The sequence below is a fragment of the Mycobacterium sp. Aquia_216 genome (assembly GCF_026723865.1).
Taxonomy (GTDB): Bacteria; Actinomycetota; Actinomycetes; order Mycobacteriales; family Mycobacteriaceae; genus Mycobacterium.
The window spans coordinates 5,741,546-5,763,385 of sequence record NZ_CP113529.1 but is presented as its reverse complement, the minus strand read 5'-3'; the positions used below and the strand labels follow the sequence as shown (position 1 = coordinate 5,763,385).

At 65.2% G+C, this 21,840-nt stretch carries 23 protein-coding genes, 1 tRNA gene and 1 pseudogene; 7 read left to right on the top strand and 18 right to left on the bottom strand.

Annotated features, from left to right (window positions below):
- Nucleotides 1-93 precede the first annotated feature (93 nt).
- The 3 genes from OK015_RS27005 to OK015_RS26995 form a co-directional block, all read right to left on the bottom strand.
- Complete coding sequence (locus OK015_RS27005) at nucleotides 94-393, bottom strand: hypothetical protein (protein WP_268127819.1); 300 nt, start codon at nucleotides 391-393, stop codon at nucleotides 94-96.
- A gap of 195 nt (nucleotides 394-588) precedes the next feature.
- Nucleotides 589-660: transfer RNA gene (locus OK015_RS27000), tRNA-Thr, on the bottom strand.
- A 28-nt stretch (nucleotides 661-688) separates the two neighbouring features.
- Nucleotides 689-1,414 carry a hypothetical protein gene (locus tag OK015_RS26995; protein WP_268127817.1) on the bottom strand — a complete coding sequence of 242 codons (726 nt, stop codon included), beginning with the start codon at nucleotides 1,412-1,414 and terminating at the stop codon, nucleotides 689-691.
- A gap of 159 nt (nucleotides 1,415-1,573) precedes the next feature.
- Here OK015_RS26995 and phoP point away from each other — a divergent pair, with 159 nt between their 5' ends.
- Complete coding sequence (gene phoP, locus OK015_RS26990; protein ID WP_268127815.1) at nucleotides 1,574-2,293, top strand: two-component system response regulator PhoP; 720 nt, start codon at nucleotides 1,574-1,576, stop codon at nucleotides 2,291-2,293.
- A 35-nt stretch (nucleotides 2,294-2,328) separates the two neighbouring features.
- Nucleotides 2,329-3,812, top strand: a pseudogene (locus OK015_RS26985) (sensor histidine kinase).
- Here OK015_RS26985 and OK015_RS26980 read toward each other — a convergent pair.
- From OK015_RS26980 to OK015_RS26940, 9 genes are all read right to left on the bottom strand, one after another.
- Nucleotides 3,784-4,188 (bottom strand): HIT family protein, encoded by a 405-nt coding sequence (locus tag OK015_RS26980; protein WP_268127814.1) that lies wholly within the window; start codon nucleotides 4,186-4,188, stop codon nucleotides 3,784-3,786. The pseudogene OK015_RS26985 and the gene OK015_RS26980 sit on opposite strands and share 29 nt — an antisense overlap.
- A 37-nt stretch (nucleotides 4,189-4,225) precedes the next feature.
- Entirely contained in the window at nucleotides 4,226-4,645 is a 420-nt protein-coding gene (locus OK015_RS26975; RefSeq protein ID WP_268127812.1) for a ketosteroid isomerase family protein, read from the bottom strand.
- Between the two features lie 22 nt (nucleotides 4,646-4,667).
- Nucleotides 4,668-5,795 carry an NDMA-dependent alcohol dehydrogenase gene (locus OK015_RS26970; protein ID WP_268127810.1) on the bottom strand — a complete coding sequence of 376 codons (1,128 nt, stop codon included), beginning with the start codon at nucleotides 5,793-5,795 and terminating at the stop codon, nucleotides 4,668-4,670.
- A 152-nt stretch (nucleotides 5,796-5,947) separates the two neighbouring features.
- Nucleotides 5,948-6,502: a nuclear transport factor 2 family protein gene (locus OK015_RS26965; protein WP_268127808.1), complete on the bottom strand. Its 555-nt coding sequence runs from the start codon at nucleotides 6,500-6,502 to the stop codon at nucleotides 5,948-5,950.
- A 3-nt stretch (nucleotides 6,503-6,505) separates the two neighbouring features.
- Nucleotides 6,506-6,712 (bottom strand): ferredoxin, encoded by a 207-nt coding sequence (locus OK015_RS26960; RefSeq protein WP_268127806.1) that lies wholly within the window; start codon nucleotides 6,710-6,712, stop codon nucleotides 6,506-6,508.
- A gap of 6 nt (nucleotides 6,713-6,718) precedes the next feature.
- A complete protein-coding gene (locus OK015_RS26955; RefSeq protein ID WP_268127803.1) occupies nucleotides 6,719-8,071 on the bottom strand; it encodes a cytochrome P450 in 1,353 nt (450 codons plus the stop codon).
- Nucleotides 8,072-8,183: 112 nt separating this feature from the next.
- A complete protein-coding gene (locus OK015_RS26950; RefSeq protein WP_268127801.1) occupies nucleotides 8,184-9,008 on the bottom strand; it encodes an SDR family oxidoreductase in 825 nt (274 codons plus the stop codon).
- Nucleotides 9,008-10,228: a cytochrome P450 gene (locus OK015_RS26945; protein ID WP_268127798.1), complete on the bottom strand. Its 1,221-nt coding sequence runs from the start codon at nucleotides 10,226-10,228 to the stop codon at nucleotides 9,008-9,010. The genes OK015_RS26950 and OK015_RS26945 overlap by 1 nt, the downstream gene beginning before the upstream one ends.
- Nucleotides 10,225-10,863, bottom strand: a complete 639-nt coding sequence (locus OK015_RS26940; protein ID WP_268127796.1) for a TetR/AcrR family transcriptional regulator — start codon at nucleotides 10,861-10,863, stop codon at nucleotides 10,225-10,227. Before OK015_RS26940 ends, OK015_RS26945 begins: the two co-directional genes overlap by 4 nt.
- 223 nt (nucleotides 10,864-11,086) lie before the next feature.
- Here OK015_RS26940 and OK015_RS26935 point away from each other — a divergent pair, with 223 nt between their 5' ends.
- The 4 genes from OK015_RS26935 to OK015_RS26920 are packed head-to-tail and all read left to right on the top strand — an operon-like array spanning nucleotide 11,087 to nucleotide 14,607.
- Nucleotides 11,087-12,553: an aldehyde dehydrogenase gene (locus OK015_RS26935; protein ID WP_268127794.1), complete on the top strand. Its 1,467-nt coding sequence runs from the start codon at nucleotides 11,087-11,089 to the stop codon at nucleotides 12,551-12,553.
- Nucleotides 12,554-12,572: 19 nt separating this feature from the next.
- Complete coding sequence (locus tag OK015_RS26930; protein WP_268127792.1) at nucleotides 12,573-13,322, top strand: SDR family oxidoreductase; 750 nt, start codon at nucleotides 12,573-12,575, stop codon at nucleotides 13,320-13,322.
- The gene (locus tag OK015_RS26925) at nucleotides 13,319-14,176 is read left to right on the top strand and encodes an NAD(P)-dependent oxidoreductase (RefSeq protein ID WP_268127790.1); all 858 of its coding nucleotides are present in this window, start codon (nucleotides 13,319-13,321) and stop codon (nucleotides 14,174-14,176) included. Before OK015_RS26930 ends, OK015_RS26925 begins: the two co-directional genes overlap by 4 nt.
- Nucleotides 14,176-14,607: a carboxymuconolactone decarboxylase family protein gene (locus OK015_RS26920; protein WP_268127788.1), complete on the top strand. Its 432-nt coding sequence runs from the start codon at nucleotides 14,176-14,178 to the stop codon at nucleotides 14,605-14,607. The genes OK015_RS26925 and OK015_RS26920 overlap by 1 nt, the downstream gene beginning before the upstream one ends.
- On the opposite strand, the gene OK015_RS26915 is transcribed toward OK015_RS26920, so the two are convergent.
- Nucleotides 14,604-15,725 (bottom strand): M20/M25/M40 family metallo-hydrolase, encoded by a 1,122-nt coding sequence (locus tag OK015_RS26915; RefSeq protein ID WP_268127787.1) that lies wholly within the window; start codon nucleotides 15,723-15,725, stop codon nucleotides 14,604-14,606. The two genes, OK015_RS26920 and OK015_RS26915, sit on opposite strands and share 4 nt — an antisense overlap.
- 73 nt (nucleotides 15,726-15,798) lie before the next feature.
- Nucleotides 15,799-16,884, bottom strand: coding sequence for an aldo/keto reductase (locus tag OK015_RS26910; RefSeq protein ID WP_268127784.1), 1,086 nt, complete (start codon nucleotides 16,882-16,884; stop codon nucleotides 15,799-15,801).
- An 82-nt stretch (nucleotides 16,885-16,966) separates the two neighbouring features.
- On the opposite strand from OK015_RS26910, the gene OK015_RS26905 reads away from it, so the two are divergent.
- Nucleotides 16,967-17,374, top strand: a complete 408-nt coding sequence (locus OK015_RS26905) for a MarR family winged helix-turn-helix transcriptional regulator (protein ID WP_268127782.1) — start codon at nucleotides 16,967-16,969, stop codon at nucleotides 17,372-17,374.
- A 5-nt stretch (nucleotides 17,375-17,379) separates the two neighbouring features.
- On the opposite strand, the gene OK015_RS26900 is transcribed toward OK015_RS26905, so the two are convergent.
- The 4 genes from OK015_RS26900 to OK015_RS26885 are packed head-to-tail and all read right to left on the bottom strand — an operon-like array spanning nucleotide 17,380 to nucleotide 21,824.
- The gene (locus OK015_RS26900) at nucleotides 17,380-18,486 is read right to left on the bottom strand and encodes an MSMEG_0565 family glycosyltransferase (protein ID WP_268133141.1); all 1,107 of its coding nucleotides are present in this window, start codon (nucleotides 18,484-18,486) and stop codon (nucleotides 17,380-17,382) included.
- 2 nt (nucleotides 18,487-18,488) lie between these two features.
- Nucleotides 18,489-19,334, bottom strand: a complete 846-nt coding sequence (locus OK015_RS26895; RefSeq protein WP_268127780.1) for a carbon-nitrogen hydrolase family protein — start codon at nucleotides 19,332-19,334, stop codon at nucleotides 18,489-18,491.
- A gap of 10 nt (nucleotides 19,335-19,344) precedes the next feature.
- On the bottom strand, nucleotides 19,345-20,769 hold the full coding sequence (locus OK015_RS26890; protein ID WP_268127777.1) for an MSMEG_0567/sll0787 family protein: 1,425 nt from the start codon (nucleotides 20,767-20,769) through the stop codon (nucleotides 19,345-19,347).
- Entirely contained in the window at nucleotides 20,769-21,824 is a 1,056-nt protein-coding gene (locus OK015_RS26885) for an MSMEG_0568 family radical SAM protein (protein WP_268127774.1), read from the bottom strand. Before OK015_RS26885 ends, OK015_RS26890 begins: the two co-directional genes overlap by 1 nt.
- Nucleotides 21,825-21,840 lie beyond the last annotated feature (16 nt).

Below are 21,840 nucleotides of genomic sequence, written 5' to 3'. Positions count from 1 at the left end.
CCAGTCCCTGGCTGCGTTTTCTAGATGCGTGACGTCCCAGGCTCGGATCTCCGAGAGCGACGGCACCCCGACACTACCGGCCCCCGGCACTGGTTACAGCTGGGATAGCGAGGCACTGATGGCGGCGACTTGCTGCGCACCAGCAGCGTCAGTCATCGCGAACTGGGTGCCCGCCACGGCAGATTTGACTGCGCTTGTCTGCGCACGTTGGGCTAACACAGTGATGGTTGCATCCACGGCAGTATGAGCAGCACCGACGGCGGCAGATGTCGCTTGGATTGGTAGCTCAGCACTGGGCAGCGGAGTCGCCGCCACCAACTCCGCCGACACCATCTCGCAGTGCGCCGCCAGTACCTGTAGCCCCGCATCACTGACCCGAAGAACAACGGCCACGTCACCGAGCTTAAGCCGCCACGACGCGCTGGTCACTTCACCGCACGGATCACGATCAAACTCGGCAAACACCTGTCCGGCCGGTGGCCCGGGTGCCGACCGAGCACGGACAAAATGTGGGCAAGAGCGTCGCGGCCGCGCTAGCGTTCGATGCAAAAAGCGCCTCTACCAGCGGATATTCCGCGGTAAGTATAGAGCCCCCTGTCAGGATTGAACTGACGACCGCTCGCTTACAAGGCGAGTGCTCTACCACTGAGCTAAGGAGGCCGGGTAAATCGGCTGCCAGCTTAACGGGTCAAGAGTCGCTCTCGATGATGCGCTGTGAGGGCACCGGGCGTGACGACGTGCGGCTCCTGGGTCGCCGGCCCGGCAGCGGGATGCGCTCGGCGATGCTGCTCAGCGGGTTGACGACCATCGTGAGCGCGGTGACGGCGTCCTGCAGGGTGGAGATCGCGGGCTCGAGCGCCTCCATGCCCGGCGTCAACCGGGCCAACGTGTCGGCGACGTCGGCGAGTTGGTCGAGCGGACCATGTTTGGCGGTGAGCTTGTCGATCAGACCGCCCTCGGAAAGCAGCCGGTCGGCCAAGCCATCCTCGGACAGCACCCGTTCGATCAACCCGTCCTCGGCCAGCAGCTGATCGGCCAGCCCGCCGGCCTGCAGCGCCCGGTGTAGGCCGCCGCCCTCCGCGGTCAACCGATCGACCAACCCGTCCTCGGACATCAGCAGGTCGACCACCCCGCCGGGACGCAGGAGGCGGTCGAGCGGCCCGTCGGGCGCCATCGCGCGTCCCAGCGGTGCATCCTCGTCCATCATTCGGGCCAGCCGATTGGCCCGGGTGATGGCGTCGTCGAGCCCCAGCATGGACGTCATGGCGTTGGTCCCGCGTGTTCCGCTTTCCCCGAGCGATCGCTTCGCCACCCCAACCGCCGCGCTGGCGAGGGTCAGGCTCGCTTCCGCGGCGGCAAGGCCGACTCGCGCCGGCGCTGTCGCGACGGAAACCATGCTCTTGGCCAGATCCATGGTCCGAGTCTATGCACGGCGCGCCCCAAAACACGGGGGTCCGGTCCAAGCTGATGCGATGATTCCTGGCAGACTACTAGCAGACTATGCGCACCCAGTTCACAGGAACTGCACAATGATTGCGAAGGCAACGTTCAACCAAGGAACGGAACTGACAAGATGACTGCGGCAACCCAAGGCGAAATCAAACCGGAAGCGCGTGTCCTCGTCGTTGACGACGAGGTCAACATCGTCGAACTGCTCTCGGTGAGTTTGAAGTTTCAGGGATTCGAGGTCTCAACCGCGACCAACGGCGCCCAAGCGCTGGATCGCGCGCGCGAAGCGCGGCCCGACGCGGTGATCCTCGACGTGATGATGCCCGGGATGGATGGCTTCGGGGTGCTGCGCCGGCTGCGTGCTGACGGCATCGATGCACCGGCATTGTTCCTGACGGCCCGCGACTCCTTGCAGGACAAGATCGCGGGCCTGACGCTGGGCGGCGACGACTATGTGACCAAGCCGTTCAGCCTGGAGGAGGTCGTCGCCCGGCTGCGGGTCATCTTGCGGCGCGCCGGCAAGGGCAGCGCGGAAACGCACAACGCCCGGCTGACCTTCGCGGACATCGAGCTGGACGAAGAGACTCACGAAGTATGGAAGGCCGGCCAACCGGTGTCCCTGTCGCCCACCGAATTCACGCTGCTGCGTTACTTCGTCATCAACGCGGGGACGGTGCTGAGCAAGCCGAAAATCCTCGACCACGTCTGGCGTTACGACTTCGGCGGCGACGTCAATGTCGTCGAGTCCTATGTGTCGTATCTGCGCCGCAAGATCGATACCGGGGAGAAGCGGCTGCTGCACACCTTGCGCGGGGTTGGCTATGTTCTTCGGGAACCGCGCTGAGCGCGCGCTGGGCCAGTCGACGAAAGTAGCAGTTGGTGGCGAATAAGAAGGAAACGGCCACACACGTTCGGCGTGGATTGCCTCTGCGGGTAGGCCTGGTCGCGGCCACCCTGGTTTTGGTGGCTTGCGGTCTGGCCGCCTCGGGCGTCATGGTCACGTCGATCCTGCGGCACAGTCTGGTCAGCCGGATCGACCAGACGCTGCTCGAGGCATCGCGCGGCTGGGCGCTGGCACCGCGGCGGCAGTTGACGGCGTCGTCTTACGAAGGCCCGGACCCGGGCCGGCCTCCGTCGAAGTACTACGTGCGCGGTGTGGGCACCGACGGCAAACCGTTCACGGCCATCAATGACCGCAACGCCGAACCGGCATTGCCGCCTGACAACGACGTGGGCCCCAATCCGACGACGCTGTCGTCGGTCAATGGCTCGGATATCCAGTGGCGAGCGGTGTCGGTGCGCGGACGCAACGGCCTGACCACCGTCGCGATCGATCTGTCCGATGTCCAGCACACGGTGCGCTCCCTGGTCTGGTTGCAGTTCGGCATCGGGGTGGCGGTGCTGGTGGTGGTCGGCATCGCCGGCTTCGCGGTGGTGCACCGCAGCCTACGGCCGCTGATCGAGGTTGAACAAACCGCCGCCGCGATCGCCGCGGGGCAACTGGATCGTCGTGTACCAGAACGTGATCCCCGAACCGAGGTGGGCCGACTTTCGTTGGCGCTCAACGGAATGCTTACCCAGATCCAGCAAGCGGTGGCTTCCTCGGTGTCCTCGGCCGAGACGGCCCGGGGCTCGGAAGACCGGATGCGCCGGTTCATCACCGATGCCAGTCACGAACTGCGCACCCCGCTCACCACCATTCGCGGGTTCGCGGAACTGTACCGCCAGGGCGCGGCGCGTGACGTGGCCATGCTGCTCTCGCGCATCGAAAGCGAAGCCAGCCGGATGGGCCTATTGGTCGACGACCTTTTACTCCTGGCGCGGCTCGACGTGCAACGCCCCCTGGAACACCATCGTGTGGACCTGCTGGCGCTGGCCAGCGATGCCGTGCACGACGGGCGGGCGATCGACCCCAAGCGCACCATCAGCATGGAAATCCTCGACGGCCCCGGCACTCCCGAGGTGCTTGGCGACGAGCCCCGGATCCGCCAGGTGCTGAGCAACCTCGTCGCGAACGCGTTGCAGCACACCCCGGCAACCGCGGACGTCACGGTGCGGGTGGGTACCGACGGTGACGATGCCGTGATCGAAGTCGCCGACAAGGGCCCCGGCATGAGCCAGGAGGACGCGACGCGGGTGTTCGAGCGCTTCTATCGCACGGACTCGTCCCGGGCCCGGGCGAGCGGCGGTACCGGACTGGGATTGTCCATCGTCGACTCGTTGGTGCAGGCGCACGGGGGCAAGGTGACCGTGCGAACCGCGCCCGGGGAGGGGTGCTGCTTCCGCGTGACCCTGCCACGTGTCAGCGACGTACCCGCCCAGGTCGGCTGACGTCTACGCCAGTTGCTCCAGGGCCGCCTTGATCCTGGCCTGTGCTTGATCGAGCGATTCCGGCGACGGGTTGCGGTCGACGTTGGCGAAGCCGAAGTCGCTCAGGCTGCGCGTCGGAAACACGTGGACGTGCAAGTGCGGCACTTCCAGCCCGGCGATGATCATCCCCGAACGCTCGGTCCGGAACGCCTTGGACACGGCCCTGCCGATCAGCTGGCTCACCGACATCACGCGGGCGAAGGCCGCATTGTCGACGTCTTGCCAGTTGTCGATCTCGGCGCGCGGCACCACCAGCGTGTGTCCTTGCGTCATCGGCTCGATCGTCAGGAACGCGACGACGTCGTCGTCCTCGTAAACGAATCGGCCGGGTAGTTCGCGGTTGATGATCTTGGTGAAGATCGACGCCATGGTCCCAGCATAGATTCGGCGATCGGACGACCCCGAGTCAGTCCTCCTGGCCGAACTCCATCACGTCGAGGTTCCAGTACCCGCGCATGTTGGTGATCAGCCCCGCGTCGTTGACCTTGTAGGTGAACACGCCGCGCACCTTGCTCGTCATGCCGCCCTCAAACTTGCTCTGTAGCACCAGAATATGAGCGATCTCGTCGGGTGAGCTCGACGGGAAGGTCTCCTCGCACGTGATGGTGAGCTGGTTCTGGGCGATGTTGTTGTCGAAGAACTCGCCGACGGCGGCCTTGCCACGCACGCCGGTGCCGTCGGGGTTGGTGACGGACTTGCCGATCGGGTCCTCGATGACCACATCGTCGGTCATCAGCGCCAGCCAGCCGTCCCGGTCTTTGCCTTGCGCGCAGCGCCACGACGACTGCGACGCGGTCAGTGCCGGGGATTGGGCGGTTTGGGTCATGATCCGAGCCCCTCTTGTCGGCTTACCGGTCGGCGTCGGTGTAGCGGATGACGCCGCGAATGTTCTTGCCGTCCAGCATGTCCTGGTAGCCGTCGTTGATCTGCTCCAGCCGGTACTGGCGGGTGATCATGTCGTCCAGGTTGAGCTTGCCGGCCTTGTACATCGACAGCAGCTGCGGGATGTCGTACTGCGGGTTGCCGCCACCGAAGATGGTGCCCTGCAGATTCTTCTGCATCAGGGTCAACATCGCCAGGTTCAGGTTCACATTGGTGTCCAGCAGGCTGCCGATGGCGGTCAGCACGCAGGTGCCGCCCTTTTGGGTGATGTTGAGATAGTTGTCGATGTCGGCACCGTGCAGCTCACCGACGGTGACGACGACCTTGTGGGCCATCAGACCGTAGGTCACCTCGGCTATGCCCGCCATCGCGGCAAAGATGTCGGGATAGACGTGGGTCGCGCCGAACTTCAGCGCCTGATCGCGCTTCCACTCCACCGGGTCGATCGCGAAGACGTAGCGCGCGCCCGCGTTCACGGCACCCTGCAGCGCGGCCATGCCGACGCCGCCGACGCCGACGATGGCGACGTCTTCGCCCGGGCGGACGTTGGCGGTGCGGACCGACGAACCGTAACCAGTGGTGACACCGCAACCGACCAGGGCGGCGACCTCGAACGGCACCGAGGGGTCGATCTTCACCACCGAGCTGCGGTGCACGACCATGTAGGGCGAGAACGTCCCCAGCAACGTCATGGGGAATACGTTCTGGCCGCGGGCCTGGATGCGGAACGTGCCATCGGAGACCGCGGCACCGCCCAGCAGGCCCGCCCCGAGGTCACAGAGGTTGCGCAGGCCGGCCTGACAGGTCGGGCATTGCCCGCAGGACGGGATGAACGACAGCACCACGTGGTCGCCCGGGGCGATGTCCTCCACACCGGGCCCAACCTCGGTGACGATGCCCGCACCCTCGTGTCCGCCGAGCACCGGGAACCCTGCCATCGGGATGCCACCGGTGACTAGATGGTGATCCGAATGGCACATCCCGGCCGCTTCCATCTGGATCTTGACCTCGTGCGCTTGCGGGTCGCCGATCTCGATATCCTCGATGGACCACTGCTGGTTGAACTCCCAGATCAGTGCGCCTTTTGTCTTCATGAAGGACCTCCACTAACATGCCCTGACCCGAGTGTCGGGGAAAGGGACCGGCCGCGGCCGGATGGCAATTAGAACGTGTTCTTATTCGCAAACCATTATGACGTGCATCACCGGGCTGTAAACACGCGGGGGACCACCAACCGGTCGGGAGATCACCAGATCGGTGCGGGTGCTTGCCCCAGCGGGTAATAGCCCGGCAGCTTCTCGCCCGCGATGCTGCGCTCGATTCGCTTCTGCATTCCGGCGGACAGATCGCCGGACTCGATGAGCTTCGCGAACATCTTCGCGACATGTCCGAAGTCGAAGAAGTCACGCTGCCACTCGATCAGCCCTTCGTCGTTAAGCCGGAACCAGCTGCCGCCGATTCCGTAGATCTCGTCCTGGGTGCCGTCGGTCTTGTTGACGATCTGCTTCCAGAAGCCGACGATCTCGCCCTGCTTCTCGTCGATGAGCACTTTCTGGTACTCGTAGACCCAGTTCTCCAGGCCCTCCATCTCCAGGCCCAGTGCGACATCGCGGATCTCGTCGACGCCGACGCACATCACGTCTTCCTTGGGGCCGATGTTCCAGCCGTAGGTGGCGTCTTTGGCGTAGAAGTCGGCGAGCGGCTTCCAGTCACCGGCCTTTTCGCAGTCCTTGTTGGCCTGCAGCCAGCGGTCGACCCATGCCTCGAGATCCTCTCGCGAGTGTGACGCTTGAGAAGTCATAAGTCAGTCTCCCTTCTCTTTGATGAATAGTGCTTGGGTTGGGCACATATCGACCGCGCGCTGGACTTCATCGCGGGCGTCTTCGGGCAAGTCGGGGTCGAGGATCTCGACCTTGCCCCGCTTGGGCACCCGGAAGTAGTCGGGCGCCTCCAGTTCGCACATGGCGTGGCCCTGACACAAGTCCAGATCGACTTCGATCCGAAAACCCATGACCGGTCAGGCTTTCCGCTTGCGGTAGCGCGCCTTCGCCGGCCTGGCGAGCTGGACGACCATCTTCGAGTGGTCGTTGTGATAGCTGTCGGCCGGTTGAGCCATCTCGAACTCGTACTCGCGCAACAGAACCGAGAAGATGGCTTTGATCTGCATCTGTGCGAACGCGGCACCGACGCAGCGGTGCCGGCCCGCGCCGAATGGGATCCAGGTCCACCGGTTGACGACGTCGGCCTGCTCGGGCTTGTTGTAACGGTCGGGATTGAAGGCGTCCGGGTCGGGGAAGTCCTCCGGAATCCGGTTCGAGATCGCGGGGGATGCCGCAACGAAGTCACCGTCGTGGATCGGGAAGCCCTGCACCTCGAACTCGCCCTTGGCGACTCGCATCAGGATGATCAGCGGCGGATGCAGCCGCAGGGTCTCCTTGACCACGTTGTCGAGCTTCGGGATCTGGCGCAGCGCATGGAAACTCACCTCCTGGCCGTCGGCGTACAGCTCCTCGAGCTCGGCCAGCACCTCGGCGTACACGTCTGGGTGACGGATCAGCTCGATCAGCGTCCACGCCGAGGTCCCGGAACTGGTGTGGTGCCCGGCGAACATCAGCGAGATGAACATCCCGGTGACCTCGTCAGCGGAGAATCGTGGGCTGCCCGCCTCGTCCTTGATCGACACCAGCACGTCGAGCATGTCGCGGTCGGTCTTGTCCTTCGGCGGATTGGCCAGCCGCTGATTCATGATCTCCTGAACCAGCGCAACAAGTTTCACACGCGCTTCGTCGCGGCGCCGGAAGCTCTCGATCGGGAGATAGGGGTCGACGTAGCAGAGCGGATCGGTGCCACGCTCCAGTTCGTGGTAGTACTCCGCGAAGCGGTGATCGAGCTGCTCGCGGAACTTCAGGCCGATCAGGCAGGCGGTCGAGGTGTAGATGGTCAGCTCGGCGAAGAAGTCGAGCAGTTCGATCTCGCCCTCGTCGCCCCAGTTGGCGATCATCTTCTTTACTTCGCCCTCGATGGTGGCCGCGTGCCCCTTCATCTGCTCGCCGCGCAGTGCCGAGTTGTGCAGCATCTCCTTGCGCCGCTCCGGGCTGGCATCGAACACCACGCCCTTGCCGAAGATCGGCGTCATGAACGGGTAGGCCTCGGCCTGATCGAGATCCTCGTCGGCGGAGCGGAAGAAGAACTCGTTGGCTTCGGCGCCCGACAGGAAGATGACGTGCTTGTCCACCAGCTGGAACCAGCCGACGTCGCCGCACTCCGCACGGATGCGCTTCATCAAACCAATTGGGTCGGTGCGGAATTCTTCGAGATGGCCGTGCTCTTCTTCGCCACCGGAAACCCGGGGCACGATGGCTGTGGTCATTTGCTCACTCCTCACCGGCGCTCGTGTCTCGCGCCGTATCGTCGTTTCGCGAAGTCATGTGCTCACTTCTCACCGGCGCGCGTACCTCGCGCCGCATCGTCGTTTCGCGAAGTCATGACGGCATCCCCTCTTCGCCGAGTGCGAGCTTTTGGCGATCTTTGTTGTCGGCCAACGGGGCTTCGGGCTGAAGCTCCATGTTCGCGATGAAGCCACCGCGTGGCGTCTCGGCGACGAACGCGATGGCTCGTCCCAGGTCCGACGCGCGCAGGAAGTAGTCGTGGCGGGCCTGGCCCCACTTGGCCCAGTCGTCCAGCGCGGGACCGATCTTGTCGGCCGGCAGGCTCCAGCCCATCGCTGTCTTGGTGGGGCCGGGATGCACGATCGAGGCCCGCACGCCGGTGCCCTCCAGTTCCATCTGGAAGTTGGTTACCATCGCGACCAGCGCAGCCTTGGCCGCCCCGTAGGCGCCCATGTGTGGTCGCTGCCGAAGTGCGACATCGGAACCCACGAAGATGAGGTCGCCACGCTGCCGCTCGAGCATGCCCGGCAGCACCGCGGCGGCCAGCCGGTTGGCGCCGACGAGGTGGATCTGTAGCTGCGAGTCGAATTCGTCGGTGGTGATCTCGGCGAGCTTGCCGAAGTAGGTGTCGCCCGCGCCGGCCACCAGCACCTCGATGTCGCCGAGTGCGTTGACCGACTGTGCGACAAAGGATTTCACCGAGTTAGGGTCGGTGACGTCTAGATGGAATCCGATCGCTTCACCGCCGTCGGCGTTGATCTTGCCGACGATGTCGTCGAGCTTCTCGACCCGGCGGGCACCCAGCGCGACCGGGAAGCCGTGCGCCGCGAGTTCGATGGCGGTGGCCTCTCCGATGCCGGAGGAGGCGCCGGCCACGATTGCCGGTCGACGTTCGGGCAGGGGGGCGAAGCGAGGCATCAGCGGGTCTCCACGGCGATGGGTAGGTGAGCGAATCCGCGGACATTGCTGGAGTGGACGCGGACGGCGTTGGCCTCGTCGACCTGATACCCGCGGATTCGCTTGAACAATTCGGTGAGCGCGACCCGGGCTTCCATCCGGGCCAGGTGCGCGCCCAGGCAGAAGTGCGCGCCGCTACCGAAACTCATGAGCTTGGAACCGATATCGCGGCCGATCAAGTAGTCGTCCGGGTTGTCGAACACCCGCTCGTCGCGATGGGCAGAACCAGGCAGCAGCAGGAGTACATCCCCGTCGGGGATCGTGGTGTCGTAGAGCGTCAGGCCCCCCGCCACGGTGCGGGCGAGGATCTGGCTCGACGTGTCGTAGCGCAGTGTCTCCTCGACCCACAGCGGGACCAGTTCGGCGTCGTCGTAGACCGGTGCCAGCTGATCGGGGTTCTTGTGCCCCCAAAACGCGGCATTGGCAAGCAATTTGGTGGTGGTCTCGTTGCCGGCGATCACCATCAGGAACATGAAGCCGAGCACTTCGTCGTCGGTGAGCCGGTCGCCGTCGATCTCGGCCTCCAGCAGCGCGGTGGTCAGATCGTCGGTCGGCTTCGTGCGCCGCTCGGCCACCATCTGCTGGTAGTAGACGATCAAGTTGATGGACGCCTCGACGGCCTCGGGTGGCACGTCGGTGACGCCCTCGTCGCGGTGCATCACGCCATCGGCCCAGGCCCGGACCTGGACACGATCCGCCTCCGGTACGCCCATCAGCTCGGAGATCACGTCCATGGGCAGCTTGCCCGCGAACTCGTCGACGTAATCGACGAGCTCGCCGGATGCGGCCGCCTCCAGCATCGTGTCGAGGTGCTTGACCGCGATCTCGGTGACCCGCGGTTCGAGTTCGCGGATGCGGCGCGGCGTGAAGCCCTTCGACACCAGGGTGCGCAGCCGCAGGTGGCCTGGATCGTCCATCGCCAGGAAGCTCATCGTCTTGCTGGCGTGCGGGCCGCGCGATGCCGGGTCCAGCGAGACGCCGAACTTGTTGGAAAGCGTTGTGCTGTTGCGGAATCCCTGCAGCACATCCTGATGCCGGGATAGTGCCCAGAACTTCAGTTCCTCATTGCGATACAGCGGTGCTTCGTCGCGCAGCCGCTGGTAGTAGGGATACGGATCTTCGTGGAAGTCATAGTTGTAAGGATCGAGGACCAGTTCGTGGTCTCCAACATGGACGGTCATTCGGTTCTTGTCTCCTGGCTTGTCTCCCCGGTGCCGGCCAGCAGGAGGCTGACAACATATGTGAGCCGGTCGGCGATTTCGTGGTAGGTGAACTGGCCGCTGGCTGCCTGAACCAGCGCGCCGAAGAACGTCATCTCGAGTGCGGACACCGTGCGGGGGTCGGCGCCGGGCCCGATGGCCGTCGCGATGCGGCGGTGAATCTCGGCACCGATCCGGTCACGCGCGGCGCCCACCGTGGGATCGGCGCCCCCGCCCAGCAACGCCGTCGTGCATGCGGCGCCGACTTCGGGCTCGTCGGCGACGACCAGCGCGAGATGGCGCAACACCTTGTCCACCCGCGTGAGCATCGGCTCGTTGACATCGGTGAAGTAGGGGACCTGCTGCACCAGGTCTAGGTACACCTCGGCGATCAAGTGGTTTTTCGACGAGAAGTAGGTGTAAGCCGTGGCCGGGGCGACCTTGGCGCGGGCCGCGACGGCACGCACCGTCAGGTCGGCATACGACTTCTCGCGCAGGGTTTCGATGCCGGCGGCGAGCACCTTGCGGAAGGTCTCTTCTTGGCGGCGATTGCGCGGCGCCTGACCGGTTGGCTGCTCGGCCTGGGCTGTGACCGTAACCAGGGCATCGCTGGACACATGTCCAAGCTATCGGACAGAGGGGATGCGAAGCAAGCCCGACCGGTAAATATACTGCTTAATAAGCATTTATTCCGTCTTCTGCGGCCGCCTTCGGGATCGGCCCTTGCACCGTGGATGGCCCGACAGCTATGGTGCGATGGGACATTATCGGACAACTGTCCATTCGGATGGGTGGTTGCGGTTTGCCCGTGGATTTGCCACACAGAGACGGGAGCGGGAGATGGCCTTGTTGGCCGACGGCGTGAGTGAACTCTTCATCGACGGCAAAAAGTCGGCCGGCAACGCCGGGACCTTCACGACCATCAACCCGGCGACCGAGGAAGTGCTGGGAGTCGCGGCTGACGCCGACGCGGATGACATGAGCCGTGCGATCGACGCCGCGCGACGTGCCTTCGACGACACGGATTGGTCGCGCAACACCGAGTTGCGGGTGCGGTGTGTGCGTCAACTGCGTGAGGCGATGCAGCAGCACCTCGAGGAGCTACGCGACTTGACCATCGCCGAAGTCGGCGCACCGCGGATGCTCACCGCGATCGCACAGCTCGAGGTCCCGGTCAACGACCTGGCGTTCGCGGCCGATACCGCCGAATCATACGAGTACAGCCAGGATCTCGGCGAGGCGAAGCCGATGGGTATCCCCACCCGACGTACCATCGCGCGTGAGGCCGTCGGCGTTGTCGGCGCCATCACCCCGTGGAATTTTCCCCACCAGATCAACCTCGCCAAGATCGGGCCCGCGCTGGCCGCCGGGAACACCGTCGTCCTGAAGCCCGCTCCCGATACGCCCTGGTGTGCCGCGGTGCTGGGAGAACTCATCGCCGAGCACACCGACTTTCCGCCCGGTGTGGTCAACATCGTGACGTCCAGCGACCACAGCGTGGGCGCGATGTTGTCCAAAGACCCTCGGGTGGACATGGTTTCGTTTACTGGGTCGACGGCGACCGGTCGCGCCGTGATGGCCGACGGCGCCGCGACCATCAAGAAGGTTTTCCTCGAGCTGGGGGGCAAGTCGGCCTTCATCGTGCTCGACGACGCCAACTTGGCCGGCGCGGTGGGTGTGGCGGGTTTCTCGGTCTGCATGCACGCCGGGCAGGGATGCGCGATCACCACCCGGCTGGTAGTGCCGCGGGCTAAGTATGACGAAGCAGTCTCCATCGCGGCCGCGACGATGGGGGGTATCAAGGCCGGCGACCCGACCGACCCCGGAACAATTTGCGGGCCAGTGATTTCGGCGCGCCAGCGTGACCGGATACAGGGCTACCTCGACTCGGCGATCGCCGAGGGCGGCACGTTCGCGACAGGCGGAGGCCGGCCGGCCGACCGCGAAGTCGGCTTCTTCATCGAACCCACCGTGATCGCGGGCTTGGGCAACGACGCCCGCTGCGCGCAGGAGGAGATCTTCGGCCCGGTCCTCACGGTGATTCCGCACGACGGCGACGACGACGCGGTGCGCATCGCCAACGACTCGGCATACGGTCTGTCCGGCACCGTGTTCGGCACCGACCCGGATCGGGCGGCGAGGGCAGCTGCGCGCGTGCGCGCCGGCACCATCAATGTCAATGGCGGCGTGTGGTATTCGGCCGACGCGCCGTTTGGCGGATACAAGCAATCCGGGAACGGTCGCGAGATGGGCCTGGCCGGTTTCGAGGAGTACTTGGAGACCAAGACCATTGCGACAGCGGTCTAAGTAAAGGAGCTTGAGACACATGCGGTTTGAAAACAAGGTCGCCATCGTCACCGGATCCGGTGGCGGTATCGGTCAGGCCTATGTCGAGGCGCTGGCCCGTGAGGGCGCGGCGGTCGTGGTGGCTGACATCAACCTGCAGGGCGCTGAGAAGGTGGCCGACGGGATCAAGGGTGAAGGCGGAACCGCGCTGGCTCTGCCGGTCGACGTCTCCGATCCGGAGTCGGCCAAAGCGATGGCCGACCGTACGCTGGCCGAGTTCGGCGGTATCGACTACCTGGTCAACAACGCCGCGATCTTCGGCGGAATGAAGCTCGACTTTCTGATTACTGTCGACCCCGAGTACTACAAGAAGTTCATGAGCGTGAACCTCGACGGCGCGCTGTGGTGCACCCGCGCGGTGTACAAGAAGATGGCCAAGCGGGGTGGCGGGGCGATCATCAACCAGTCGTCCACGGCAGCCTGGCTGTACTCGAACTTCTACGGGCTGGCCAAGGTTGGCATCAACGGCCTCACTCAGCAGCTGGCCACCGAGCTCGGGGGCCAGAACATCCGGATCAACGCGATCGCCCCGGGCCCCATCGACACCGAGGCCAATCGAAGCACCACCCCGCAGGAGATGGTCGCCGACATTGTCAAGGGAATTCCGTTGTCGCGAATGGGACAGCCTGAGGATCTTGTCGGCATGTGCCTGTTCCTGCTGTCGGATGAGGCGTCCTGGATCACCGGGCAGATTTTCAATGTCGATGGCGGACAGATCTTCCGGTCATGAGCGACGAATTGCGCCTCGGCTACATCGGGCTGGGCAACATGGGCGCCCCGATGGCCACAAAGATGACCGAATGGCCGGGTGGGATAACGGTTTACGACATCCGGACCGAGGCGATGACGCCGCTGGTCGAAAAGGGTGCCGGCATTGCCGACAGTGTGGCCGATATCGCCGCCGCCGACATCGTCCACATCACCGTGCTCAACGATGCCCAGGTGCGTGAGGTCGTCGGCGAGTTGGCCGCCCATGCCAAGCCCGGCACCGTCATCGCGATCCACTCCACGATCAGCGACACCACCGCTGTCGAGCTCGCAGCCGAACTCAAGCCGCATGGCATCCATGTCGTCGACGCGCCGGTCAGTGGTGGGGCCGCCGCGGCGGCGAAGGGCGAGCTTGCCACCATGGTGGGCGCCGAGCGTGAGGTGTACGAGCGGATCAAGCCGGCTTTCAAACACTGGGCGTCGGTTGTGATCCACGCCGGTGAGCCGGGCGCCGGAACACGAATGAAGCTGGCGCGCAACATGTTGACGTTCACGTCGTACGCGGCGGCGTGTGAAGCCATGAAACTCGCCGAGGCGGCAGGTCTGGATCTGCAGGCGCTGGGCCGGGTGGTGCGTCACACCGACGCGCTGACCAGCGGGCCGGGGGCGATCATGGTGCGTGAGGACATGAAAGACCTCGAGCCGGGCAACTTCCTGTACGAGCCCTTCCTGCACACCCGCGGGCTCGGCGAGAAGGACCTGAGCCTGGCGCTCGCCTTGGGCGAGGCGGTATCGGTTGACCTGCCGCTGGCCCAGATCGCCTACGAGCGGCTGGCCGCCGGCCTCGGGGTACCGCATACAGAGAAAGAGTCGTAATGGACGAATTGCGCCGCAAGGGCCTCGACAAAATGAACGAGGTGTACGGCTGGGAGATGCCCAACATCGAGGGCGACGCGTACTTCGACCTGACCGTCGACCACCTGTTCGGCGACATCTGGAACCGGCCGGGGTTGTCGATGCGCGACAAGCGCATCATGACGTTGACGGCGGTGACCGCGGTCGGAAGCCGCGACCTGGCCGAGATCCAGATCAACGCGGCCCTGCTCAACGGGGAACTCTCCGAGGACGAGCTCAAGGAGATGGCCGTCTTCCTCACCCACTATCTCGGCTTCCCACTGGGCTCCGCGCTCAATGGGGCGGTCTCAGCCGTCGTGGCAAAGCGCAAGAAAGCCGCCGCGAAGGGTGCCGCTGAGGACAAGAAGGGCAACGTGGATGCCGCGTTGAAGATGCACTCGGGTAGCGACTAAGCCACCAAAAAGTCGGCGACCACCGCGGCCATCGCATCGATCGCATCGCGGGTGATGACTTCGAATCCGTGGGTGCTCAGGGTGGGCAGACACAGCAGCCCGGCGCGCGGCGTCAGGCCGCTGGCTTTGGCGTGGGACGCATCTGTCTCGAAGGCACCCAGCACCGCGGCTTGGGGTGTCAGGCCCCGGTTGGTCGCGGTCTGCATCAGCCGGTCGGCGACGTCCTTGTCGTAGACGCACAGCGCGTCGCTATAGCCCACGATCGGACCGCCGGTGACGGTAGTCGCGTACTCCTGCTCGGTGGGTCCGACCTCCAGCGCCAGCGTGAGTGTGCCCGGCAGCGTGGCACTGGCATAGGAGCCACCCACCCCGCCGATTTCCTCGTTGGTGGTGAACACCAGGTAGACATCCTCGGCGGGCCGTTGCCCACTGCCGCGCAGCAGGCGAGCGGCGCGCAGCAGGGCTGTCACTGCCGCGCGATCGTCGAGGAAGTAGGAGCCGACGTAGTCGTCACCAATGTCGACCAGCGTCCTCTTGCTGCGGTCGACGCAAATCCGTGTGCCCGCATGGACTCCGGCGGCGGAAAGCTGTTCTGGGCTGCGGCCGGTGAAGACGTAGACGTGCTGCCAGTCCAGCGCTCGATCGCCCTGGTCGGGCTTGGTCTCCCAGATCCGCGGACTCTCCTTGGTGGTGTGCTCGGAGCCCAGGGTGAGTACCCCGGTGAAGGTCTCGTTGTCCCCGAGCACGGCGACCGGGCCGAGCCCGAAGTTGCCGGGATACATCACCCCTAGCTGAGTGACGTGCAACGAGCCGTCGGGTTCGATTCGCTTGACCAGCATGGAGAGCTCATCCATATGCGCCATGACGCGCGTCCCGGTTCCCGGCCCCTCCGTCGGGGTCCAACGGTGCCGGCTCCGCGCGGCGTCGGCACCGGAATCGGCTGCGGCGCCGACAAACCCGATCAGGTTGCCGGCATCGTCGGTCCACATGTCGTCGACGACGGGTTGCAGTTCGCGCGCGCATACAGCACGCACCGCGTCCTCTTGACCGCAGGGCCCGTAGGTCCACAGCAGTTCTTGCAGGAGGTCGTCGCCGGAGTCGCTGTCGCCGTCCGCCATCAGGCCCCTTTCGTCACTGGCTGCCTCACCAGCGTTAGCACACAATGGTTGTGGGCAGCGGCCATGGGCGTCCTCAGTAGGGTTTGCCACCTTCGGGCATCACGTATTCCGAGGTCGGCCCGAAGACACCGTTGATCGTGGTTCCGCCCTGGATCATGCCCGAAGCCATCTCCAGCATGGTCTGGGGGAAGCCAAGACTCGGTTTGGTCAGCTTGTCGAGCCGGGCCATTTCGTCGGCGCTGAGGTTGACGTCGACGGCGCGAACATTGTCATCGAGCTGCGAGAGTCGGCGCGCCCCAATGATGATCGACGAGACGGCGGACTGTGCATGCACCCATGCCAGTGCCACGCTGGCAACATTCGTGTCGTGCGCTTTGGCGATGACCTCGAGTTCGTCGATGACCGCGTAGGTTTTCTCGGTGAGGAAGCTGTCGACGAGGGCGCCCCGATCGGCGTTGTGCTGACCGGCATTTCGCCGGGTGTACTTGCCGCTAAGCACGCCGCTTTTCAGCGGCGACCACGGCGTGATGCCGAGGCCGAATTCGCTGGCCATCGGAACCAGCTCCCGTTCGACGGTGCGTTCGAGCAGCGAGTACTCGATCTGCAGGCCGACGAATGCGGACCAGCCGCGGAAGCGGGCGATCAGGTTGGCCTCGACGATCTTCCACGCCGGGGTATCCGAAACTCCGATGTAGCGAACCTTGCCGGCCGCAACGAGGTCGTCGAGTGCCGCCATCGTCTCCTCGATGGGGGTGTTGGTGTCCCACATGTGCAGCCAGTACAAGTCGATGTAGTCGGTTTGCAGGCGTCGCAGCGAGTTTTCGCAGGCGTTGATCAGCGATTTGCGGCCCGAGCCGCCGCCGTTGGGATCACCGGGATAGAGGTTGCCGCTGAACTTGGTCGCGATCACCAGGCGATCGCGGCGATCCGCGTGGCGGCCCACGTGGTCGCCGATGATCTTCTCCGAATGACTCCGGGTGTAGAAGTTCGCGGTATCGATGAAGTTGCCGCCGAGTTCGGTGTAGCGATCGATGATCTGTTGGGACTCTTCCACGCTGGTACCCCAGCCGAGGTCTTCGCCGAACGTCATCGCCCCCAGGCACAGGGGGCTGACGCGCAAGCCAGACCGTCCGAGTGTCACGTATTGATCCAGAGGCATGCTGGCCGCTTCCTGGTAGATTGCTCGAACATGAGGTTGTTCATTTCTAAACTAGTTCACGCCTGAACGGCCTGGCAAGTCGATGTCTGCGGTGGATGCGGCCAAGATCTGGTCACTGAACTATCGGCTGCTGCTTTCGGTCATCTCGTGCGCCGAGGCGGAGATCTGCGCGCTGGGGCTCGAGTCCAAGGAACTGCTCCTGCTCGCCGAGATCGACGAACATCCCTACCCGGCCGAACTGGCCGCGACGTTGAGCATGCCTAAGGCGACGGTGACGCTTTACCTGAAACGGCTTGAGGCCGCTGGATTCGCGCGCCGCGAGATCGACCCGTCCGATTTGCGGCGCCATCGTCTCGAGCTCACCGCAGCCGGGCGCCAAGTCGCCAGGAACGGCCTGGCGCTGCTGTCCGACGAGTTCAACAAGCGGCTGGGACGCCTGAGTGCAGCGCAGCAAAAGGACCTCAAAAGGCTGCTCGAGAAAATCGTCTGATGATGTCAAGCTGACCGGAGCAACGGATTCGGGTGATTGCGGTAAAAGTCGATATGCGCTCGCGCCGCGGCGTTCCAAGTCATCGTCTGAGCGAGGCGACGCCCAGGTCTGGAGTCGTAGGACGCTTGGATGGCGGTGTTCAACGCGGCGGCCATGCCGACGACGTCACGCGCGTAGCTGATCGTCGTTCCGAAAACCTCACGCAATACCGGCAAGTCGCGCGCGACCACTGGTCGTCCCGCGGCCAGTGCTTCTAGTGCCGCTAGGCCGAACCCCTCCTTCGTGGAAGGGAAACAGAATGCCTCGCATCCGGCCACCAGGCTCGGCAGTAACACGTCGTCGATGGCACCAAGGATGACTGGCTTGACGTTGAGCTCGGTGCAGCGCAGGTCGAACGCGGCGCGGTAGTCGCGGTAGTCGAACAGTGTTTCACCACCCGCGACGACCAGTGCGAGGTCGGGATTCTCCTTGCGCGCAAGGTGATATGCACCAACCAAGTCGATGGTTCCTTTACGCGGTTCGATACCGCCCACCGTGAGCACATACCGTCCCAGGCGGTCACGCCACCGCGCACGCGCTGCCGTTGCTGCCGCGTCGTCGGATGCGGCGTCGATAAACCGCTGCGCCTGAACGCCGTTCGGGATAACGGTGGGCCGGAAGCCCCACTTCGAGGCGACCTCGTCGGCGACGGCGGCAGAGACACAAATCCGGGCGTAGGGGTTGGTGATGGCTTGCTCGTGACATGCGGCCAGGACAGGAGTGGTGAATTCGTCGAGGTGGTGAATGGTGCGGACGCAGTTGTCGACGGCGTTGGCGCTGATGCAGTCCTGCGCGTGCACGATGTCGTAGTCGCCGGGCGTGAATGCATTGCGCAGCAAGTCGATCGAACGCATGACGCGGTCGGTGATGGTGTCGCCGGGATAGTCGACGAAGTCCACCAGGCGCACGTTTACGGCCGGGTCCACGCGGCGAAAGAAGCCATGATCGTTGGCGCGGGCCAACGACCATACGGTCACCGCAACCCCGAGATCGGCGAGTGCTTCGGCGAGGCTCAGCGTGTGCACCACACCGCCCCGAGGCTTGGTCGAGTAGGTCAGCAACGCAACGCGCAGTGTCACCGCGGCGTGGCCTTTGTCCGGTAACTATCGGGCCGCAGCTCGGCCAGGTGGTTCAAAACCTTGCGCGCGCGGGCGATTTCGCTATCGACATCGATTTCCACCCTGGCAAGCCCGCCTGTGGAGCGGGTTGTCGCCAAGATCTCACCACCGGGACCCACCACCTTCGCCTGACCCAAGAAGCGGAGGTTCCCCATGATCCCCGTCTGGTTGGACGACACGAGCACTACCTGGTTTTCGGCGGCGCGGGCACAGTCATACAGGTCGAATAGCCGGGATTGCCGGTCGGCCGGCAAGCGGGAAGCGCGGTCGGTGATGCTGGCCGGCCAGGCCGACAGTGCCGCGATGATCTGGGCCCCGTCGGCTGTCAACGCGCGGGCGGCTTCGGGGAACGTCTTGTCGTAGTCGATGAGCATCCCGATCCTCCCGACCGGCGTCTCAAAGGTGGAGAACGTGTCACCGGCCAGGTAGGTCAGTGATTCACCGGCCGGTTGGTGCACTTTGCGGTAGGTGCCGAGAACGCCGTCGCCTGAGACGCACACGGCGGCGTTGTAGCGGCCGCCTTGTGGGGCCGCCTCGGCGTACCCGACACAGACCGTCATGGGGCCGGCGGCGGTGGCGACCGCCGCGATCTCGGGCCCGTCGGTGTGCAGCGCCGGCGGCGGATCGTTGAGGTCGGGCGCCCGAAAATCACCGATGTATCCGCCAAGGCAGGCGTCGGGAAACACCAGTAGGTCTACCCCGTCCTGCGCGGCGGCTGCGATGATCCCGAGGACCTTGTCCAGGCATCGCTGCAGATCCCGGCCGAAATGAGCGGCGACAGCGGCGACGTTAACCAATGTCAACGCGCCCTCCTCAAGCCGGTCCAAGACGGGTGACGGGGGAGTCCAGCGCCGTGGTCACAACACCGTCCGGCCACCGCAACCTCACTCCCGGTGTCGCGGTTAGCGAACCACACTCGGCGCTGACTACGCCATGGGGTAGATCTGGCGCCGGCTGTGCGACGCCGGCGGTGAGCATCGCGAATCCCGGGAAGCAGGTGAGCCAAGCCCCCATGTCGGCGCCGGCGGGCCGCGGAACCGCGGCCACCTCGAGTTCGGCTCCGGATCGGCCGGCCTCTGCCATCATCCCCAGCGTTCCGACCACGCCAGCCATGCTGACATCTTTGGCGGCGCTGGGACGCATCGACGCGACGGTGTGGGTCATCGCGACGAGATCGCCGCTGCTGCGCACGCTCGTCGAATCCCACTGACTCCCGTGGAACCCCGGGCGCCACCGACCGCAGGTATCGACGGTCAGCCGGATCCGGTCCCCGTGCTTTGCGCCTCCGGCGGGGATCGGGATTGGGGCACGTCCCAGCGCGGTGACCGCCAGGGCCGGTGGAACACCAAGTTGGGTGTGGCCGCCCAGCACCGGGACCTGCCACGCCGCCGAGGCGGCCGACAATCCGGCGATCACCCGATCGAGCAGGCCCCGGGTCGGTGCACCCACCGCGTCCAGGAGACCCACCGGCGTCGCCCCCATCGCGGTGAGGTCGTTCACGTTGGCCAGGACCGAACACCACCCCGCCCATTCCGGGTCGCGTTCAACCATCGCCGGAATAATGGCATCGCATGCGGCGATCAGATCGGTGCCGGGGATCGGCGTTCCGTCGTCGCCGATGAAACCGGGCGGGCCCAGCCCGCCGGGCATGGCGCGCAGCGGCTCAAGTGCGGGCCCGAGGAAAGATTTGGTTGCCGTCGCGATTCGCTGGATTGGGTTGAGGGGCCAGCGAATCCATGCATGAGGACGTCGCGCGACGGTGCATTCACCCAGCGTCCGCCATCCGAGCCCGGTGAACAGCGGCGCGTAGCGCTGCTGCACGGTGGCCTCGAACCGCAGCACGCCGGCCGATTCGGCGTAGGCGCATGCGGCGCGCACCAGCGCCGACCCCAGACCCGCGACCCGTGCGACCGGATCCGTCACCAACCTGGAGCCGGTCCACCAGCCGAGATCGACCGCCGTGGCCGGCGCCAGGCGCACGCCGCCCAGGACCTGGCCGGTCGGCGTTGTCGCCACCAGCACGACGGCACGGGAATCGTCGTCGACGTCGTCGCGGTCCGTTCCGGCGAAAAGACCTTGGTCGCTGACAAACGCGCGGTGGCGCAGCCGCCGGTAGGCGTCGAACTCATGCGCGGCCTCGGCGGGATGGATCAGAAAGGGCGCGGATGGTCCCGGTGCGCCGGTCAAAATCGAGGAGTCGACGGACGCAGGTTGGGCGCTGGTGATGAACGGAATCATCAGGCACCGAAGTTCTGCAGCACGCTGCAGGCACCGCAGGCCGCGCACCCGGCTCGCTGGGCGGCACCGGACATGCCGGCCCGGCGCAGCCGTGCGGCGACTTCGCTGGTCACTTGCGCGACGACCGCCGCGTCGGGAGCCCGAGCACTATCGACGTCCACGGCCAGCGATCCGGGCTGAGGCCGGAACGGGACGACGAACGGATAAACCCCCATGCCGATCAGTTCCGATGCTCCGGCGACTAGTTCGTCGGGCCTTTCTCCCAGTCCCACCAGCAGGTAGGTCGAGACCTGGTTGCGGCCGAACACCCGGACAGCTTCACGCCAGGCAGCGCGATAGGCATCGAGTGGCACGGCGGCTTTGCCGGGCATCCATCGCCGGCGGACCTCGTCGTCGAGGGATTCGACGTGAATGCCGATGGCGCCGGCGCCGGCGTCTCGAAGTTCGGTGATTACTGCCAGGTCGGCGGGAGGTTCGCATTGCACCTGGATCGGCAGGCTGGGCACGGCGTCTTTGACCGCGCGCACACAGCGGGCCAGGTGCCGGGCTCCGCGGTCGGCGCCGGCCGACGTGCCGGTGGTCATGACCATTTGGGTGATCCCGTCGAGTCGGACTGCTGCCTCGGCGACCTCGGCAAGTTGGGCCGGACGTTTCACGGCCGTCGTTGCGCCGGAGCGCAGCGATTCCTCGATGGTGCAGAACCGACACCGCCGATCGGGCGCATAGCGGACGCAGGTCTGCACGACGGTGGTGGCCAGCACGTTGCGCCCGTGCAACCGGGCGAGTTTTTCGTACGGCACACCGTCGGCGGTGGCCAAATCGTAGAAGCGAGGCCGATCGATGATCTCGACGTCCAGTCCAGCGTCCTGGCTGTCCAACAGCATTCGTGTTCCGTCGAACACGTATGGGCTGCTGGGGTTCAGTGGAACGGCGGCGTTGAGTCCGTCGATGACCAAGTGGCCATCGGCGCTTGGGCCGGCGCCTGCCGTACGGCTCACGGGAACCTGGCCGCGGAAGCCACGCAATGCAAGATCGACTCTGATAGACGTGGCCATCGATGGTGCTCCTAGA

Bases quoted from the DNA above. Each gene is read 5' to 3' on its own strand.
- OK015_RS26995 (WP_268127817.1), bottom strand. From the start codon at position 1,414: ATGGATCTGGCCAAGAGCATGGTTTCCGTCGCGACAGCGCCGGCGCGA.
- phoP (WP_268127815.1), top strand. From the start codon at position 1,574: ATGACTGCGGCAACCCAAGGCGAAATCAAACCGGAAGCGCGTGTCCTC.
- OK015_RS26980 (WP_268127814.1), bottom strand. From the start codon at position 4,188: ATGGCGTCGATCTTCACCAAGATCATCAACCGCGAACTACCCGGCCGA.
- OK015_RS26975 (WP_268127812.1), bottom strand. From the start codon at position 4,645: ATGACCCAAACCGCCCAATCCCCGGCACTGACCGCGTCGCAGTCGTCG.
- OK015_RS26970 (WP_268127810.1), bottom strand. From the start codon at position 5,795: ATGAAGACAAAAGGCGCACTGATCTGGGAGTTCAACCAGCAGTGGTCC.
- OK015_RS26965 (WP_268127808.1), bottom strand. From the start codon at position 6,502: ATGACTTCTCAAGCGTCACACTCGCGAGAGGATCTCGAGGCATGGGTC.
- OK015_RS26960 (WP_268127806.1), bottom strand. From the start codon at position 6,712: ATGGGTTTTCGGATCGAAGTCGATCTGGACTTGTGTCAGGGCCACGCC.
- OK015_RS26955 (WP_268127803.1), bottom strand. From the start codon at position 8,071: ATGACCACAGCCATCGTGCCCCGGGTTTCCGGTGGCGAAGAAGAGCAC.
- OK015_RS26950 (WP_268127801.1), bottom strand. From the start codon at position 9,008: ATGCCTCGCTTCGCCCCCCTGCCCGAACGTCGACCGGCAATCGTGGCC.
- OK015_RS26945 (WP_268127798.1), bottom strand. From the start codon at position 10,228: ATGACCGTCCATGTTGGAGACCACGAACTGGTCCTCGATCCTTACAAC.
- OK015_RS26935 (WP_268127794.1), top strand. From the start codon at position 11,087: ATGGCCTTGTTGGCCGACGGCGTGAGTGAACTCTTCATCGACGGCAAA.
- OK015_RS26930 (WP_268127792.1), top strand. From the start codon at position 12,573: ATGCGGTTTGAAAACAAGGTCGCCATCGTCACCGGATCCGGTGGCGGT.
- OK015_RS26925 (WP_268127790.1), top strand. From the start codon at position 13,319: ATGAGCGACGAATTGCGCCTCGGCTACATCGGGCTGGGCAACATGGGC.
- OK015_RS26920 (WP_268127788.1), top strand. From the start codon at position 14,176: ATGGACGAATTGCGCCGCAAGGGCCTCGACAAAATGAACGAGGTGTAC.
- OK015_RS26915 (WP_268127787.1), bottom strand. From the start codon at position 15,725: ATGGCGGACGGCGACAGCGACTCCGGCGACGACCTCCTGCAAGAACTG.
- OK015_RS26910 (WP_268127784.1), bottom strand. From the start codon at position 16,884: ATGCCTCTGGATCAATACGTGACACTCGGACGGTCTGGCTTGCGCGTC.
- OK015_RS26905 (WP_268127782.1), top strand. From the start codon at position 16,967: ATGTCTGCGGTGGATGCGGCCAAGATCTGGTCACTGAACTATCGGCTG.
- OK015_RS26890 (WP_268127777.1), bottom strand. From the start codon at position 20,769: ATGATTCCGTTCATCACCAGCGCCCAACCTGCGTCCGTCGACTCCTCG.
- OK015_RS26885 (WP_268127774.1), bottom strand. From the start codon at position 21,824: ATGGCCACGTCTATCAGAGTCGATCTTGCATTGCGTGGCTTCCGCGGC.